This window comes from Corynebacterium sp. c25Ua_47, from assembly GCF_039907205.1.
GTDB lineage: Bacteria > Actinomycetota > Actinomycetes > Mycobacteriales > Mycobacteriaceae > Corynebacterium > Corynebacterium hiratae.
The window spans coordinates 87207-104772 of sequence record NZ_JASBOH010000002.1; the positions used below are offsets into that span (position 1 = coordinate 87207).

A 17566-nucleotide genomic window follows, 5' to 3' on the forward strand; every position below is an offset into this window, starting at 1 on the left:
CTACACTCCCATCAATTCGACCTGGGTGACATATGCGCCAGCGGAGGTACCAGCGACGATCTTTGCCCACTCTTCCGGGTTGGCGGAGGTGGGGACGTATTCCGATTCAGCCTGTTCCGCGGCTATAGCCTCGTGGAGGTGCGCTGCGGTTATGCCGGCGGACTTCGCCCCATCGGTGGCAGTGGCTGCGTCCAACGCTTCCTTGATCGCCAGCTTCTTGGCACGGGAGACGATGCTGGCGATCATTGCGCCGGACACGAAGTCCCGGTAGTGCAGCACACGCGGATCCGCGTTAGCGAAGTGGAGTTTGACGAACGGCCGCTCGGCGTAGAGATCGTCGACCGCGGTATCGATGAGCTGGGAAAGGTCGCCCTCGTGCGGGACTGATTCCGGAAAGTGGCGCGCAAAGATTTCCCGCGCGCCCTGCTTGGTCGGGCGGTTGACGCGAATCTTGATATCGAGGCGCCCCGGGCGCATGATGGCGGGGTCGATGAGTTCCTCGCGGTTGGTGGCGCCGATGACGATGACGTTGCTGAGCTTCTCCACACCGTCCAGCTCCGTCAGCAGCTGCGGGACGACGGTGGTTTCCATATCGGAGGACACGCCGGAGCCACGCGTGCGGAAGATGGATTCCATCTCATCGAAAAAGATGATGACCGGGCGCTGGCTGCCATCCTCGGTGGGTTCGGAAGCAAGCTCGCGGGCGCGTTCGAAGATGAGGCGGATGCGGCGCTCAGTCTCGCCTACGAATTTATTGAGCAGTTCTGGGCCCTTCACATTGAGGAAGTAGCTGGGGGCACTAGCTCCCAGTGATGCGGACAGCGAATGCGCCACCGCCTTGGCGATGAGCGTCTTTCCGCAGCCCGGCGGGCCGTAGAGCAGCACGCCCTTGGGCGGCTGGAGATCGTACTGGCGGTAGAGCTCCGGGTGCAGGAAAGGCAGCTCGACGGAGTCACGGATAAGCGAAATCTGCTCATCCAAACCGCCGATGTCCTCGTAGGAGACGTCAGGAACTTCCTCCAGCGTGAGCTGTGCTACCTCAGTCTTGTGCACGCGTTCGGTGGCTACACCAGATTTGGGCTCAACCAAGAGGGTATCGCCGGCGCGCACGGTATCCCGCAACGCTGCAGCAAGGAGAACAACCTGCTCTTCACCAGAGGAATTGATGACCACGGCGCGGTCGGTGCCGAGACGTTCTTGGAGCGTCGCCAGCGCGCCCGTATTTACCGGGGCGCAGGCCTCCACGACGACGAAGCCCTCGCCCAAGCGCACCTGCTGCCCTACTTTCAGGGAGCCGGGCTCCAGGTTTGGCGAAATCTTGACCCGCATGGCTCGGCCATTGGTATAAACCTCGGCGTCACGGCGTGAATCATGCGCGCGCCCGGAATAGCCCAGAAAGACACCGTATGTGGAGGCAGGCTCCGCAAGGGCGTCAACCTCCGCGAGCATCTGCTGAAGCTTCGTGCGCGCATCCTTCAACAGGGCAGCAAGCTTGGCATTGCGTTCAGCGAGCTGCTCTATCTGGCGACGCTGCTGGCCAAGTTCCTGGGAATGAGTGGCATCGTTCATAGAGTCCACCCTAGCGCGCAGTGCGCCACGTTTAATCTCGGGGCTTATTTTCGGGCGCGGCGCTGCGGGCGGGGTGGAGTGACACCGTCGGCAAGCCGGCGCGTCCAGATCAGAAACGCCGTGTGCGCGTTCATGCGATGCTCAGGGCGGGTGGCCAAGCCGTCCACCTTCCATTCGCGCACCAGGGACTCCCAGGCACGCGGCTCCGTAAAGCACTTGAGCTCGCGGATGCCCTCCATCACCTTCATCAGCTGCGGCACGGTGGCGACATAGGTCATGAAAACGCCGCCTGGAATGAGGATATCGCGCACCTTCTCTAGGTGCTCCCAGGGCTCGAGCATGTCTAAGATAACGCGATCCACCGGGCCGCCCAGCTCCTCGACGGTGACATCGGCCAAGTCCCCCAGACGCGGACTCCACCATTCGGGCTGCTTACCGAAGTATTCGGTGACGTTGTCCACGGCGTATTCCAAATGATCATCGCGGACCTCATAGGAGAAAACGTGGCCCTCCGGCCCCACGGCGCGCAACAACGTCATCGAGAGAGCACCGGAACCGGCGCCAGCCTCGAGCACTCGTGCGCCCATGAAAATATCGCCTTCGACCAGAATCTGCGCGGAGTCTTTGGGATAGATCACCGCGGCACCCCGTGGCATCGACAGGACATGGTCCACCATGAGGTGGCGGAACAGGAGGAAGGAGCTACCCAGAGTCGAATCGATGACGGAGCCTTCATCCATGCCGACGACATCATCGTGGTTGATGATGCCCTTGTGCGAATGGAACTGGCCTCCCTCCTCGAGGACGATGGTGTAGTGACGCCGCTTGGCATCGGTGAGCTGCACGCGGTCGCCGTAGCGGAAGGGGCCAGAATAAGCCATGGCGTGGGAACCTTTCACATAGTTCGGGGTGGCAAGGATTAACCCACCAAGTATGCCTCAAGGGCGTTACCAAGCCATAGTTGGTCGCGCTCGCCCACCAGCTCGCGGGCCGAGTGCATCGAGAGCATCGGCACTCCCACGTCGACGGTGGGAATGCCCAAGCGGGTGGCGGAAATCGGGCCGATGGTGGAGCCACAGGGCACGTCGTTATTGCCTACGAAGCGCTGGTAGGGCACCTCAGCGCGGCGGCAGGCAGATTCCCACAGGGCCACAGTGTTGGCGTCGGAAGCGTAGCGCTGGTTGCCGTTGATCTTGGTGACTGGGCCTTGGCCGATGATCGGGTGGTGCGTGGGATCGTGCTTCTCCGCGTAGTTGGGGTGCACGGAGTGAGCGGCATCCGCAGACACACAGCTGGAGCGCGCGAACATCTGGAAGCGCTGCTCCTCATCGGCCCCGAGCGCCCGTGCCGTACGGGTAAGGATATCCCCCAGAATCGGGCCGCCCGCGCCATAGCGCGAGGAAGAACCGACCTCTTCGTGGTCGAAGGCCGCCATGACGAGGATGTCCTTGTGCTCAATTGAGTCGGCATTGCGGGCGGCGGCGAGGAGGGCACGCAGGGAGGCGTGAACGGAAGAGAGATTGTCCATGCGTCCAGCAGCGATGAGCTTTTCGCCGGCGCCAAAGACCTCACCGTGCTGGGCATCGGCGGTAATGAGGTTGAAGGAAGCGATATCTTCCGGGGCGACGCCTAGCTGCTTGCCGACGACCCCCATCACCGACGTTTCCGGAGTGCCCACGGAGAGCACCGGCTGCATGTGGCGCTGGCGATCCGGCTTGAACTCATCCTTGCGGTAGAGGTGGATGGCCAGCGAAGGCAAGCGCAGCAAAGGCCCGGTATTGACCAAGTGGCGTGTGCCATCGTTCAGAATTACTTGGCCGCCGACGGTGAGCTCACGGTCGAACCAGCTGTGGAGAAGCACACCGCCATAGACTTCCACGGCCACCTGCTGCCAACCGGCGGAGTCGAAATCTGGGGTGGGCTTGAGAGCAAGACCGGGCGAATCAGTATGGGAACCGATAATCCGGAAGCCGGAGTCCGGGCTCGCGCCCTCGGGGACAAACCATGCCATGACCGCACCACCCCGGACCATGACGTGGCCGCCCGGTTCGGCTGACCACTCGGCGGACTCATCCTGGCGGCTAAAACCCGCCTCAACGAGTCTGCGCGCTACCTCCTCAGCCGCGTGGTAGGAGGACGGGCTGGCGGCGATGAAATCGAGAAAATCTTGCGTAGTGCTCATGCTTCCAGCTTGCCACGGACTGCCGGGTGATGCCGGAAGGACTGTGTGTGCCTATGCGCTAGGCTGAGAAACATTATGCCGAAACGACTAGCCCTCTCCCCTTCCCGCGCCTCCGATTACAAGCAGTGCCCGCTGCTCTATCGCTTCCGGGCCATCGACAAGCTCCCCGAGCCCAAGACGAAGGCACAGGTCAAGGGTACGCTGGTCCACGCCGTCCTGGAAAAGATGCACCAGCTACCCCGCGAGGAGCGGGAGTACCCGGTGGCGGTGAAGATGATTAAGCCCGAATGGGCAGTGATGATTGAATCCGATCCCGAGCTACGCGAATTAGTCCCAGAACAGGAAGAACTCGACTTCTTCGTCGAAGCACGTGAGCTCATCAAGGGCTACTTCCAGATGGAAAACCCGCAAGGTTTCGACGCCCATGAGTGCGAGATGTACGTCGATACCGTCTTGCCGAACGGTGTTCCTGTCCGCGGGTTCATTGACCGCGTAGACGTTGCCCCCACTGGCGAGGTGCGCGTGGTGGACTATAAGACCGGAAAGAAGCCGCTCCCCCGTTATTCCCAGGACGCGCAGTTCCAGATGAATTTCTACGCATTGGTGTACTGGCGGCTGCTTGGCACGATCCCCACGCAGTTGCGGCTGATGTACCTCAAGGTACTGGACTCTATGTTCCTCACGCCGGGACCGGAGGAACTGGAATACTTCGAGCGCGACCTAGGCGAGCTCTGGGCCAAAATCGAAGGCGATGGCAAGGCCGGAGACTTTAGGCCGAAGACTTCAAAGCTGTGCGGTTGGTGCTCGTTCCAAGACCTCTGCCCGGCGTTTGGCGGAACGCCACCCGAGTATCCCGGGTGGCCCGACCAGACCGCGTAGATTGCGCTGCGTAGACCGCACGGCGGCTTAGAACAAGCCGGAGATCGATCCGTCAGCGGCAACGTCGATGTTGTTTGCCGCGGGCTTCTTCGGCAGGCCCGGCATGGTCATGACGTCACCGGTTAGGGCAACGATGAAACCAGCGCCGGTGCGCGGCTGAAGTTCGCGGACGTGGAGGACGTGGCCTTCCGGAGCGCCGAGCTGGCTGGGATCATCGGAGAAGGAGTACTGGGTCTTAGAGATAACGACGGGGAACTTCTCCCAGCCGTTGTCCTTGATGTACTTGAGATCCTTGAGCGCCTTGGAGGAATACTCGACGCGTTCTGCGCGGTAAATTTCCGTGGCGATGGTCTCGATGGATGCCTCGATACCATCGGCGGGATCGTAAAGCTGGTGAGAGGAGCCTTCGGAGAGGCTGTCCAAAAGGCGCTCAGCTAGCGCGGTGGCGCCGGCGCCTCCCTTGGCCCACACCTCTGCTTCCTCGAGCGCGACGTCAAAGTCTGCCGCCCACTGGCGCATGAACTCGCGCTCGGCATCGGTATCGCTGCCGAAGAGGTTGAGGGCCACCACTGGGGTCAGACCAAACTTGCGGAGGTTCTCCACGTGGCGCTCCAGGTTGACCACACCCTTCTTCAACGCTTCCAGGTTTTCCGTAGTCAGTTCCTCACGTGGCTGGCCACCGTTGTACTTCTGGGAACGGATTGTCGCCACGACGACGGCGCCGGCGACATCGAGGTCACCGAAGCGGGACTTGACGTCGAGGAATTTTTCACCGCCGAGATCCGCGCCGAACCCTGCCTCCGTAAGAACGATATCGCCGAAGCGCATCGCGGTTTGGGTAGCGAGGAGCGTGTTGCAGCCGTGAGCGATGTTGGCAAATGGTCCGCCGTGGACGAAGGCCGGGGTTCCGCCGAGAGTTTGCACCAAGTTGGGGTTGAGTGCATCGCGCATCAGTGCCGTCAGCGCGCCTTCTGCCCCCAACTCGCGCGCAGTGACCGGCTTCTGGTCATAGGTGTAGCCCACGGTGATGTCGCCAAGGCGCTTCTTCAGGTCTGCCAAGTCAGTGGCGAGTCCCAGGATGGCCATGATTTCGGATGCCGCGGTAATGGTGAAACCGGTCTCCCCCGGTACACCGTGGGCCGGGCCGCCAAGACCGGTGACGACATTGCGCAGCGCGCGGTCGTTGACGTCGATACAGCGCTGCCAGGTGATGCGACGCGGATCGATGTTGAGAGCGTTGCCTTGGTGGATGTGGTTATCGATGATGGCGGCCAAGGTATTGGTCGCCGCAGAGATGGCGTGGAAGTCACCCGTGAAGTGGAGGTTGATGTCCTCCATGGGAACAACCTGGGAGTAGCCGCCTCCCGCGGCACCTCCCTTAATGCCCATGACGGGGCCCTGGGAGGGCTCGCGCAGTGCCACGATAGCCTTCTTCCCCAGCTGGGTGAGGGCATCGGTCAAACCGATAAGGACAGTGGATTTGCCCTCACCTGCTGGAGTCGGCGAGACACCAGTAACGAGGACGAGTTTGCCGTTGGCGGGTGTATCCCCAACTTGGGTGATATCTACTTTGGCTTTGTTCTGCCCATAAGGGATAAGGGCGGGCGCTGGGATACCGGCGCGGGCGGCAATATCAGTGATGGGTTCGAGCTGGTGGGCTTGAGCGATCTCAACATCAGAAGGTTGCGTAGTCATGCCCACCAGCTTAGCGTGCTAAAGAAGTGTCTTGAGCAAAATCAAATAATTTTTTGATAATGCTAGAGAACGACTGCGCCGATGGCGTAGCACAGGAGGACCGACAAGGCGATGCTCACAGTGCCAGGAATGATGAACGGGTGGTTGAAGACAGCCTTTCCGATGCGGGTCGAGCCAGTGTCATCCATTTCAACGGCCGCCAACAGGGTCGGGTACGTCGGCAGAATGAACAGAGCGGATACCGCGGGGAAGGCAGCGACAGCGGTCAGCGGGTTGACGCCAAGGGCCAGGGCCGCAGGCATGAGAGCCTTGGTGGTGGCTGCCTGGGAGTACAGCAGCGCCGCAGCAAAGAAGAGCACGATGGCCAGCAACCATGGGGCGGATTCGATGACGGACCCGGAAATGGCCTGGATGTCCTCCATGTAGTGGTTAATCAGCGTGGTGCCCAACCAGGCCACACCAAGCACACAGATACAGGCAGACATGCCAGACTTGAACACTGGGGTGTTGAGTACATCGCCAGCGGAGATCTTGGTGATCATGACGATGAGGGTTGCAGCGGTAAGCATCACCGTCATGATGGCTTCGTTACGGGGCAGAGTCGGCTCTTCGATGAGTCCTACCTGGGAGGAGGTCAGGGTGGCCCACAGCATAACGATGACGATGGCAACCAGGAAGATGATCACGGAGGTCTTGGCGCCCTGCACCGGGCTGTAGTTGTGGGAGCCCTGTGGCATCTTTACCAGGCCTTGGGCCTTGCGTTCTTGGTAAACGGGATCATCTTCGAGCTCAGCGCCTGCTCGGTTGGCAATCCAGGCGGCAGGGAAAATGGAGAGGAACGTCGCAGGAATGAGCACGGCGAGGATCTGCAAATAGCCCACGCCCATGGGCTCCAACAGGGAGGCCAGCAAGACGACGGCCGCAGAGATGGGTGAGGCGCAGATGGCCATCTGCGAGGCAACAACCGCGATGGACAACGGGCGTGAGGGGCGGACCTTGCCTTCCTTGGCTACCTCGACGATAACCGGGAGCGTGGAAAAAGCGGTGTGTCCAGTGCCTGCCAGAACGGTCATCAGCCACGTGACGACCGGGGCGTAGAACGTGATCTTCTTCGGGTTTTTACGAAGGAACTTCTCTGCCAGGTAGACCAGATAGTCCATGCCACCGGCGCGCTGCATGGCAGCGATGGCCGCGATAACGGTCATGATGATGCCGATGACATCGAAGGGGATATCTTCGCGGGTGACGGGGACGCCGGTGAGGCCTAAAAGTAGAACGCCCAAGCCGCCGGCCATACCAATGCCGATTGAACCGATTCGGGCACCGAGATAGATCGCCGCAAGGACGATGAGGATGTGCACTACAACCATTGTGTAACTCCAATATGTGCAGTTGAACTGCAGTATGGGTGGTAATTCGCGCGGCGGTCAGAACACGACCATGGCGCGAGAACTGACAGTTTTTATTCTTCCCTATTGGTGTGGCTTTAGCGAGTATTCAGGCCCGATTGTGTCCGTTTCCACAAAAGTGCGCACCGACGGCTCGGTCTCGAGAGAGGGCGTGATACCTGGTGTGGTTGAAAACGGGCACACGCCCGCGCCGCCATCATTGAGGCAGCGCGGGCGTGTGTTGTACAGTATGAGCGATTCGCTCTCGCTAGTGCTGGGCGACGATTTATTCGTCGATGTACAGCTGGCCGCGGAACTCCGGGTGCATGAGGTTTTCCACGGACAGAACCTTGTTGAGGGTTTCCTCGTCGAGCAGGCCCTTCTCCAGAACCAGTTCCTTGACTCCCTTGCCGGTCTTCAGGGACTCCTTGGCAATGAGGTCACCGTTGTGGTGGCCGATGAACGGGTTCAGGTAGGTGACGATACCGATGGAGTTCTCCACATAAGCACGGCAGACGTCAGCGTTGGCGGTGATGCCCACGACGCACTTCTCACGCAGGGTGTCGACGGCGTTGCCCATGATGCGGATGGACTGGAACAGTGCCTCACCGATCACCGGCTCCATGACGTTGAGCTGCAGCTGGCCTGCCTCAGCGGCCATGGTGACGACGTGGTCATTACCGAAGATCTTGAAGCAGACCTGGTTGACAACCTCCGGGATAACCGGGTTGACCTTACCCGGCATGATGGAGGAACCAGCCTGACGCGGCGGCAGGTTGATTTCGGCCAGGCCAGCGCGGGGGCCAGACGACAGCAGGCGCAGGTCGTTACAGATCTTGGCCAGCTTCATTGCAGCGCGCTTGATCGTGGAGTGCAGCAGTACGTAAGCGCCACAGTCAGAGGTTGCCTCAATGAGATCGCGGGCGGTCTTAATCTCCAGACCAGTGACCTCGGACAATGCGGCGGTGACCTGGTGGCGGTAGCCGGCCGGGGTATTCACGCCGGTACCGATAGCGGTTGCGCCGAGGTTGATCTCCAGCAGACGCTTCTGGGCGTCACGCAGGATGGCCTGCTCTTCCGCAAGGTTGTGCGCGAAGGCCTTGAATTCATCACCCAGGGTCATCGGAACGGCATCCTGCAGCTGGGTGCGGCCCATCTTTAGGATGTCAACGAACTCGTTGCCCTTGGCGTGGAATGCTGCCTGCAGGGTATCGATGCGCTCGATGAGGTCTTCCATGGCGTAGTAGATGCCCAGGCGGAATCCGGTGGGGTACGCATCGTTGGTGGACTGGGACATGTTGACATCATCGTTCGGGTTGATGACGTCGTAGGCACCCTTTTCCTCACCGAGGTGCTCGAGTGCCAGGTTGGCTACAACCTCGTTGGTGTTCATGTTGAGGGAGGTGCCAGCGCCACCCTGGAAGACATCCAGCGGGAACTGGTCCATGCAGCGGCCCTCTTCGAGGATCTGGTCACAAGCCCAGATGATTGCCTCTGCCTTTTTCTTAGGAAGGACGTGCAGACGGCGGTTAGCCATCGCGGTTGCCTTCTTGACCTGCACCATACCGCGGATGAAATCCGGGATGGTGTTGATGGTGACGTAGGAAATTTGGAAGTTCTCGATAGCGCGCAGCGTATGAACGCCGTAGTACGCATCGCTCGGAACCTCCATGGAGCCGAGAAGATCAGTCTCAGTACGCGTCTTTTTGCTGGACGGTGACTTCGGAGCCTTGTTGGTGGCTTTTTCCTCGACCTGGGACTTCACGTCCTTGGTCTCCTTGGCCTCCGGCTGAGCATCCTTCTTAGTTGTCTTTGCCATCGGGGCTGACTCCTTGCATAAAAATCGAAGAACGATGATGGTCAGCCCCCATCGTAGCTAGGAGCGCGAATAAAATGCTTGGATTCTCCCCCTAAAAGCGGGCAATTCGCAGATCCGAGGCCAAGATTGCCTCGGCGCCGAGCCCTTCCAGCGCGTCCATCACCTGATTAGCCTGCTTGCGGGGCACCATGACGCGCACGGCCACCCACCCTTCGCGTGCCAGTGGTGAGATGGTGGGACCAGTCAAGCCGGGGGTCACAGCTTCGACGTCCGGGAGCTTCTCTTCCGCCACGTTGTAATCGAGCATGACATAGTGGCGGGCGTTGAGGATTCCGCGAATGCGGCTGAGCACAACGTTCTCTTCGGCCGTGACGTCTTCGCCCTCGCGCTTGATCACGACCGCCTCGGAAGAAACGATGGGCTCGCCAAAGGGCTTAAGCCCTTGCTGACGCAGGGTAGTTCCCGTTGAGACAACATCTGCGATCACGTCTGCGACACCGAGGTGAATCGAAATCTCTACCGCTCCGTCGAGGCGAATGACGTCAGCCTCAATTCCATTCGCGCTGAGGTGATTGCGCACAACGTTGGGGTACGAAGTGGCGATGCGCTTGCCCTGGAGCTTCGGAACATCCCACTGCTCCCCCGCTGGTGCTGCGTAGCGGAACGTCGAGGCGCCAAAACCGAGGTCCAAGACTTCGTTGAATTTCGCGCGCGAATCGAGAGCCAAGTCGCGGCCAGTAATCCCGAGATCTAGGACACCCTGTGCGACATAAATGGCGATATCTTTCGGACGCAGGAAAAAGAATTCGACGCCGTTGTCCTCATCCACTACGTTCAACGATTTATTGTGACCACGGCCCTTATATCCTGCTTCCTTGAGGATCTCCAGAGCGGCCTCGGACAGAGAGCCTTTGTTAGGGACGGCGATTTTGATCATGAGTGTGCGGTGCTTTCTACGGTGATTGCGCTGGTTGTTGAAACTGCTGGAAGCCCTCGTACTGGGCGGCCGATTAGAGGTAGGTGTAAATGTCCTCGAGCTTCAGGCCACGCTTGTGGGCCATGACTTGGAGCCAGTACAGCAGCTGCGACATCTCCTCGGCGAGCTCTTCATCGGACTGATATTCTGCGGCAATCCACACTTCGCCAGCCTCTTCGATGATTTTCTTGCCCAGGTGGTGGATCCCTTTGTCAAAAGCTTCCACGGTGCCGGAGCCTTCAGGGCGCTCGGCGATTTTCTGGGACAATTCCTCAAACAGGCTCTCAAAATTCTTCACAATGGCTTATTCTTCCACACTGCTGCATAAAATGCTTCCTCCCTAGCCGAAATCCCGACGGAAGGAGTCAACCGCTCCACCGCCCCGCAGCGAATCCGCGGCGGCCAGAGTGCGCGTAGGCGGTTGTACCAGTCGTGGACGTCGGCGGCTGAAGCGCCGTCGAGATGGCGGTGCTGGGTTCCGCGCAACTCAGTGATGACGGTCGCCTCCTCCGGTACTGCAACGTGGTCGCCCTCGGGCAACGCGATAACGGTGCAGCCGGCGTCGACAGCCGCGCGCATGCCGGCTGCAGAATCTTCAAAGACCAGGCAATCCTGCGGTAAGGCGCCTACCCGGCGGGCAGCTTCGGCATACATGTCCGGAGCGGGTTTGCCCCGCGGGATTTCGTCACCGCAAATTGTGTCCACGAAGTAGTGTCGGCCTAAAGCCGCAATCGCGGAGTCCGCCACGTAACGTTCGGTATTCGTGGTCACCATCATGGGCACACCCAACGCCTTGAGCTCACTAAGCAGCTCCGGAATACCCGGGAAAATCTCGAGGTGTTCGACAAAAAGGGACTTGACATAGTCGAACATGAGCCGGCGGTACTTTTCGGTATCTCCGGGCTGAAGCACGACGCCCGCCTTATCGGCGCAGATGGCCAAGGTGTCCTCGAACGTGGCGCCTACCGTGGCTAAGCGCTCCGTCGGCGTTAGCCGGCGTCCCAGCGTTTCGGAGAGGTGGAAGGTGGCTTGCTCCCAAAGGGGCTCGGAATTAGTAAGGGTGCCATCCATATCCCAGAAGATCGCTGCGGGACGGGTAGCACCTGCAGCCTGCTCACTATCAGTCAATTAAAAATCCAGTTCCGGTAGCTGTGCCAAGGCATCGTCATCCGCGCCGGTGGCCGCCGAGGCAGAGTGGATAAGCTCCGTGAGCTCCTCCTTTTCCTCCGGCTCCAGCACTGCGTCAGCATTCTTTCGGTTGAAGGCGGCGAGTTTCTCCACGGAGGGGCGCACCGCTGCACTCAACAGCCCACCTTCCGGATCATCGGGCAGCTTATCCAGATCATCGAGGAAGGACTCGAGGATGCTGCGAAGATCCGGAAGCACCGTTGCATCGAACGGTGCCTCCCAGAACTCCTTTTCCTCTTCCTTGAGGTAATCCCCGGTGGCAAAGGACTCTAGGTTAGACATGAACTCATCTACGGTGGGCTGGAATTCGGCGCGAATCGTCATGAGCTAAATCATGCCTGAAGTTGTCTAGAGGCGCACGCCCAGCAGAGAATTAAGTGCAGTGCGCAGCAAGCCGGACGCCTCCTCATCCGGAGCACCATCCTGCAGTGCCTTATCTGCCCATTGATCGATAACCTCAAGGGCACGTGGCGTATCGAGGTCGTCGGCCAAGGCACGACGTACGTGGTGCACGACCTCCTTGACTTCCTCCACGTTGCCTGCCGTGCGGGAAGCCGCGCGCCAGCGCTCCAGCCGCTCCTGCGCGGTGTTCAGGACCGCATCGGACCAGTCGCGGTCGGCTCGATAGTGGCCGGCGAAGACACCGAGACGGATGGCCGAAGGGTCGACGCCAGCCTCGACGAGCTTGTGGACGAACACCAGGTTGCCCAATGACTTCGACATCTTGGTGCCGTCCAAGCCGATCATGCCGGTATGCACATAGGACTGGGCCATCCGCTCCACACCCAACGCCGCTTCCGCATGGGCCGCGGAGAATTCGTGGTGCGGGAACTTCAGATCCGATCCGCCGCCCTGGATATCAAAGCTGGACCCGAGCCGGTTGGTCGCGATGGCGGAACACTCGATGTGCCAGCCCGGACGCCCCGGGCCAAACGGAGATTCCCAGGCGGGCTCGCCCTCGCGGTGGGCGCGCCAAATGAGCGCATCCAAAGGATCCCGCTTGCCGGGACGGTCCGGGTCACCGCCGCGCTCGGCAAAGAAGGTCTCCATCTGCTCGCGAGAATAATTCGACTCGTAGCCGAAGTTCTTCGTGGCCTCAATGGAAGCGTAGATGTCCGGGAACTCAGGATCGTCGACAACGTAGGCTGCATCGGCGTCGAGAAGCGCCTGCACCATGACCGTAATCTCGTCGATGGCCTCCATCGCTCCGACGAAGTGCTGAGGCGGAAACACGGAGAGCAGCTCCATGTCCGAGCGGAAAAGATTAATCTGCGAGGTGCCCAGTTCGCGCCAATCCACACCGTCGCGCTCAGCGCGCTCGAAGAGCGGATCATCCACGTCGGTGATGTTCTGGGCGTAATTCACGGTGTAGCCGTTATCCAGCAATTGGCGGTAAATCAGATCAAACGTCAGATAGGTCGCTGCATGGCCCAGGTGAGTGGAATCATAAGGGGTAATGCCACAGACATACATCGTGGCGGTCTCCCCCTTGATGTTGAGCTTCTTTACCTCTTCATCAGCGGAATCATAGAGGTGAAGCGGCGACGGGGCGCCAGGGACGGAATCGATGTGCGGGACAGGCCAAGATTGCATGGGCACCATCCTAACGTGTGGTCCCACCGCCGCGGGCGCATGGCCGGTTAGGGGGCAAGAACCCCGAGGCCCAGCAACAGCATGACGAGAAGCCCGACAGGAATGCGGTAGGCCGCAAACCATTCGAAGGAGTGGCTGCCCACGAACTTCAGCAGCCACGCAATAGACGCATAGCCGACGACGAATGCGATGAGCGTGCCGACGAGCAGCTGGGCGCCGGTGGCAGACTGCCCCACGGTGGGGCCGAAGGCGTCGCCAAGCGAAAACAGCCCCGAAGCCATGACCGCAGGAATGGCCAAGAGGAAGCTAAAGCGCGTCGCCACCTCGCGATCCAAGCCCAAAAAGAGGCCGCCCGAAATCGTTCCTCCCGAGCGCGAGACACCTGGGATAAGTGCCAAGCACTGGCACAGGCCCATGACGATGGCATCGCGCATCGTCAGTTCCTCGAAGCTGCGTTCCTTCTTCCCTACCCTCTCGGCGATGATGAAAACGAAAGAGAAGAGCACGAGCATGGAGGCGGTAATCCACAGGTTGCGCAGGTTATCCCTAATCAGGTCCTTGCCCAGCACGCCCAGGATGCCGATGGGAATAGAGCCAACGATGACCATCCACCCCATTTGATAATCCTGGCCGCGCTGCTCCTTGTGCACCAGGCCCACGAACCAGCCTTTCAGGATCTGCCAAATCATTCCTGCGAAGTACACGATCACCGCCAGTTCAGTACCGAGCTGGATAACCGCAGTGAAGGAGGCGCCTGCGTCTTGGCCCCAAAACAGGGTGGACACGATGCGCAGGTGTCCGGAAGAGCTCACGGGCAGGAATTCGGTGAGGCCTTGGACGAGGGAGAGGATGATGACCTGCATCCATGTCATGGCTTCAGTTGTCGCTGTTGTAGTCACCCGCGACAGCCTACTAGCGCGGTCCATGGCTTCCGGTTTCCACCACGCTGACTGCTAGGATGAGGGATCGTGAAAATGCGTCGTGTTCTGCTTTCTTCTGCCCTTCTCACCAGTGCCTGCGCTCTTGCCGCCTGCAATCCCACGGTTGGTGTTGGCGCAGATCCCAATTCCGCGGTCTATGGCAAGGCCGAACCCGCCCCCTCCCCAGCGGCCACCGAGCCGGTGGGCAACGTCGTCCCCTTCGCTGCCGTGTCGGATCTCGCCGCAGTCGGTGACGTCCTTGCAGTTCGCACCGAGGGGTCACTCGCCGTAGGTACTGCCGATGACTTCACCGAGGAGAAGGCCACCACAGTATCCGTCGATGCGAAATGTGGCGACCTGACTGCCTCCGACCAGCACTTCCTTCTCGCCTGTGGGGATAAGGTACTGCTTTTTGATCCCCAGAAGCCTGATTCCCCCCAGGAGTTGGCAGTGAATGAGGAGACGCCGGTGACGGTGGCCGCAGAGGCCTCCAGCGGCGAGGTTTTTGTGGGCTCTCGGGAGTCCACGACTATCGGGGTCTACGTGGACGGTGAACGGAGCAGCGATATCACGGTGGAAGCAGGCTCGGATCAGCTCATCTCCGTGCCTAATCCGGATGGCGCCGACGGCATCGTCCGCATCTTCAGGGAGGACTCCACAATTCAGTCGTTGGACTGGGAGAAGGATCGCGCGGGTGGACGCCTTCGCTCTGGCCAGGGCGTGGGACAGATCGCGGGCGGTGAGGGCGCCGTGGTCGTAGCTTCAGACACCGTGGGCAAACGCGTGGCCATTTACACCGCCAGCGACGTCATCCGCCTGCATCAGTACGGAAACACCGACGGCACGCCGTGGGGCGTGGCCTGGGACGCAGAGCGTTCCTTGGCTTGGGTGACCACCACTGACAACAACCTGTTGCACGCCTTCACCGTCGCTGCGGGTGTTCCGGAGTCCGTCGGCAGCATGGCCACGGTGGCGGACGCTCAGAACGTTGCCGTGCTTGGCGACGGCACCCTCGTCACCGCCTCAGCTAGCGGTGACGGCCTCCAGTTCATCAGCGATCCGCAACTCGACGAGACACCCCGCTAAATTTCACCATCCCGCCCCTTTTCATTTTCACTTCTTTTTAAGGACACCGCATGCAGTACTCAGCTCTCGACCGTGCCCGCCACGCGGCCTACCAGGCCGCGTTAAAGGGAATGTTCAAACTCAGCCCGGAACGCATCCATGGCATCATCAATAGCGGTCTCGCCGCGCTCCAGGTCGCCTCGCCGCTTAACCGTGCGCTGGGCAAGGTCGTACCGGTCACTGATCCGGTCCTGGCACAAGAGGTCTTTGGCGTGCGCTTCCCGCGCCCGCTGGGGCTGGCCGCAGGTTTTGATAAGAATGCGGCGGCTGCCGACGTCTGGTCCCCCATCGGCTTCGGATACGCCGAGCTCGGCACCATCACCCCAAAGGCGCAGCCGGGCAATCCAGCTCCCCGACTTTTCCGGCTCAAGGCTGACAAGGCCATCTTGAACCGCATGGGCTTTAACAACGAGGGCGCGCTGGCAGCTGCCCGAAATCTACGCAAGCGCCGCTATAACGATGTCGTGGGCATCAACATCGGCAAGAACAAAGTCACTGAAGCTGAGCATGCGGTGGATGACTACCGCCAATGCGCATCAGTGTTAGGGGATCTGGCCGATTATGTCGTGGTCAACGTCTCCTCCCCTAATACCCCGGGCCTGCGCGACCTGCAGGCGGTGGAATCCCTGCGCCCCATCATGGAGGCCGTGGTGGAATCGACGTACTCGCCGGTCTTGGTGAAGATTGCACCGGACCTCAGCGATGAAGATATTGATGCCGTAGCTGATATGGCCGTAGAGGTTGGACTAGCAGGCACTGTGGCCACAAATACCACCATCTCACGCGAGGGGTTGGTAACCCCGGCTGAGGAGGTCGCGGCGATGGGAGCCGGCGGCGTGTCCGGCCCTCCGGTAGCTGCGCGCTCGCTGGAGGTCCTGCAGCGCCTCCACTCCCGCGTGGGCGATAAGCTGGTTCTGATCTCGGCTGGTGGTATCTCCACCCCGGAGCAGGCGTGGGAGCGTATCACTGCAGGAGCCTCGCTGCTGCAGGGCTACACCGGCCTGATCTACGGCGGCCCGGATTGGATCCGCGACATCCACCGTGGCATTGCCCAGCAGATTCACGCTCACGGCTTGAGCAACATCTCGGAGGCTGTAGGTTCCGGCCTGGAATGGGCGGACTAGACCGCCACGGCGGTCCTAGCGCAAGGTGCGGCGGATAATGACCGCACACAACCCTGCTGCGACGGCGTACAGGAAGACCACGTACTGGCCCATCGTGGTGAGAACCGTGTTGGGAAGCGCCCGGCTGGCGATGATGAGGACGAGCGCCAGGACCAGGGCGATGATCTGCTCGCGGCTGCCCCGCTGATCGCGGCGTTGGGTGCTGAATGCGCCGACGAGAAGCGCCGCACCCACAATGGCCAGGCGGCGCCATGTCCATTCGAAGGTAGCTCCCCAGCCGTCGGTAAATATGGATACGAGCCCGAATAGCGCGAGCACGGCGGCCAGCAGCATGAAGGCGCCGCCCACGCGCAGGGCGGCGGGGATGTCTACTCCGTCGGTGGTGGGGTTGGTCTCCGGATTCTTACTCATTGTGATGAGTGTAATTGGCCCTTTTAGTGGGCTTCGTACCAGCCCCAGGTAACCGCACGGCCAAGCGTGTGGAAGAAGAGGTTGAAACCGAGGACCGTCGGGGTGGCGTCCGGATCAATATCCAACGTCTCTACGTCAACGGCGTGTACGGCGAACAAGTAGCGGTGCGGAGCATGCCCGGCTGGCGGCTGGGGTCCGTAGTAGACGCGTTGGCCGCTATCGCCTCGCAGGCTGATGACACCCTCGTGGCCGAGGTCCTCAGCAGAGCCGGCTCCAGTGGGGAGCTCGCGTACATCGGCAGGAATGTTGAAGGCCGCCCAGTGCCAGAAACCTGAGCCCGTTGGGGCGTCAGGATCAAAGCAGGTGACGGCGAAGGACTTAGTTCCCTCCGGTACGTCGGACCACGACAGCTGCGGCGACACATTCTCAGGCGCGCGGAAACGCTCCGCGATCTCTGAGCCTTCCTCGATGTCAGAGGACGTCACGGTGAAGCTGGGGACTTCCCCCAACGGTGCGTAAGGGTCCGGGCCCGGGAAACGAGAGTCAGTGGCGTAGTTCACGGTGGTATCTGAAGTGTTGCTAGTCATAGATCCCTTTGTACCGGAAAGCTATATTCAGCGCGCCGATTTAGGGTGCAGACGCCATATACAGGGCTTGCGGGTGCACCGTCCGGAACTCGCAAGAGCTAACGAACAAC

The 17566-nt window shown here is 60.6% G+C and carries 17 protein-coding genes; 3 read left to right on the plus strand and 14 right to left on the minus strand.

The features are described from left to right. From arc to QKE52_RS02650, 3 genes are read right to left on the minus strand one after another with little or no spacing between them, the layout of a single operon-like run. On the minus strand, positions 1-1569 hold the full coding sequence (gene arc, locus QKE52_RS02640; RefSeq protein WP_347948055.1) for a proteasome ATPase: 1569 nt from the start codon (positions 1567-1569) through the stop codon (positions 1-3). Between the two features lie 44 nt (positions 1570-1613). Then, a complete protein-coding gene (locus QKE52_RS02645) occupies positions 1614-2450 on the minus strand; it encodes a tRNA (adenine-N1)-methyltransferase (protein WP_102233936.1) in 837 nt (278 codons plus the stop codon). 38 nt (positions 2451-2488) lie between these two features. Beyond that, a complete protein-coding gene (locus QKE52_RS02650; protein ID WP_102233935.1) occupies positions 2489-3751 on the minus strand; it encodes a M18 family aminopeptidase in 1263 nt (420 codons plus the stop codon). A gap of 75 nt (positions 3752-3826) precedes the next feature. Here QKE52_RS02650 and QKE52_RS02655 point away from each other — a divergent pair, with 75 nt between their 5' ends. Next, entirely contained in the window at positions 3827-4630 is an 804-nt protein-coding gene (locus QKE52_RS02655) for a RecB family exonuclease (protein WP_070511856.1), read from the plus strand. Positions 4631-4657: 27 nt separating this feature from the next. Here the strand turns inward: QKE52_RS02655 and QKE52_RS02660 are convergent, their stop codons facing one another. The 9 genes from QKE52_RS02660 to QKE52_RS02700 all read right to left on the minus strand — a co-directional run bounded on the left by QKE52_RS02660 (position 4658) and on the right by QKE52_RS02700 (position 14161). Continuing rightward, entirely contained in the window at positions 4658-6325 is a 1668-nt protein-coding gene (locus QKE52_RS02660; protein ID WP_049157693.1) for a formate--tetrahydrofolate ligase, read from the minus strand. A 62-nt stretch (positions 6326-6387) separates the two neighbouring features. After that, positions 6388-7695: an anaerobic C4-dicarboxylate transporter gene (locus QKE52_RS02665; protein ID WP_070511850.1), complete on the minus strand. Its 1308-nt coding sequence runs from the start codon at positions 7693-7695 to the stop codon at positions 6388-6390. A gap of 304 nt (positions 7696-7999) precedes the next feature. Continuing rightward, positions 8000-9532: an aspartate ammonia-lyase gene (aspA, locus tag QKE52_RS02670; protein WP_347948058.1), complete on the minus strand. Its 1533-nt coding sequence runs from the start codon at positions 9530-9532 to the stop codon at positions 8000-8002. 91 nt (positions 9533-9623) lie between these two features. After that, the gene (hisG, locus tag QKE52_RS02675) at positions 9624-10469 is read right to left on the minus strand and encodes an ATP phosphoribosyltransferase (RefSeq protein WP_347948060.1); all 846 of its coding nucleotides are present in this window, start codon (positions 10467-10469) and stop codon (positions 9624-9626) included. Positions 10470-10542: 73 nt separating this feature from the next. Further along, the gene (locus QKE52_RS02680) at positions 10543-10806 is read right to left on the minus strand and encodes a phosphoribosyl-ATP diphosphatase (RefSeq protein WP_046649144.1); all 264 of its coding nucleotides are present in this window, start codon (positions 10804-10806) and stop codon (positions 10543-10545) included. Next, a complete protein-coding gene (locus QKE52_RS02685; RefSeq protein WP_347948062.1) occupies positions 10803-11636 on the minus strand; it encodes an HAD family phosphatase in 834 nt (277 codons plus the stop codon). Before QKE52_RS02685 ends, QKE52_RS02680 begins: the two co-directional genes overlap by 4 nt. Beyond that, entirely contained in the window at positions 11637-12020 is a 384-nt protein-coding gene (locus QKE52_RS02690) for a hypothetical protein (protein ID WP_046649142.1), read from the minus strand. A gap of 24 nt (positions 12021-12044) precedes the next feature. Beyond that, positions 12045-13289 carry a cysteine--1-D-myo-inosityl 2-amino-2-deoxy-alpha-D-glucopyranoside ligase gene (mshC, locus tag QKE52_RS02695; protein ID WP_347948064.1) on the minus strand — a complete coding sequence of 415 codons (1245 nt, stop codon included), beginning with the start codon at positions 13287-13289 and terminating at the stop codon, positions 12045-12047. A gap of 47 nt (positions 13290-13336) precedes the next feature. Next, complete coding sequence (locus QKE52_RS02700) at positions 13337-14161, minus strand: undecaprenyl-diphosphate phosphatase (RefSeq protein WP_254868084.1); 825 nt, start codon at positions 14159-14161, stop codon at positions 13337-13339. A gap of 102 nt (positions 14162-14263) precedes the next feature. Between QKE52_RS02700 and QKE52_RS02705 the strand changes: the two genes are divergently transcribed. Both QKE52_RS02705 and QKE52_RS02710 read left to right on the plus strand, forming a co-directional pair. After that, positions 14264-15295, plus strand: coding sequence for a hypothetical protein (locus QKE52_RS02705; protein ID WP_347948066.1), 1032 nt, complete (start codon positions 14264-14266; stop codon positions 15293-15295). A gap of 50 nt (positions 15296-15345) precedes the next feature. Further along, complete coding sequence (locus tag QKE52_RS02710; RefSeq protein ID WP_347948068.1) at positions 15346-16458, plus strand: quinone-dependent dihydroorotate dehydrogenase; 1113 nt, start codon at positions 15346-15348, stop codon at positions 16456-16458. Between the two features lie 15 nt (positions 16459-16473). Here the strand turns inward: QKE52_RS02710 and QKE52_RS02715 are convergent, their stop codons facing one another. Both QKE52_RS02715 and QKE52_RS02720 read right to left on the minus strand, forming a co-directional pair. Next, positions 16474-16869 carry a hypothetical protein gene (locus QKE52_RS02715; protein WP_046649137.1) on the minus strand — a complete coding sequence of 132 codons (396 nt, stop codon included), beginning with the start codon at positions 16867-16869 and terminating at the stop codon, positions 16474-16476. Between the two features lie 23 nt (positions 16870-16892). Continuing rightward, entirely contained in the window at positions 16893-17456 is a 564-nt protein-coding gene (locus QKE52_RS02720; RefSeq protein ID WP_144013188.1) for a YbhB/YbcL family Raf kinase inhibitor-like protein, read from the minus strand. Positions 17457-17566: the final 110 nt, after the last annotated feature.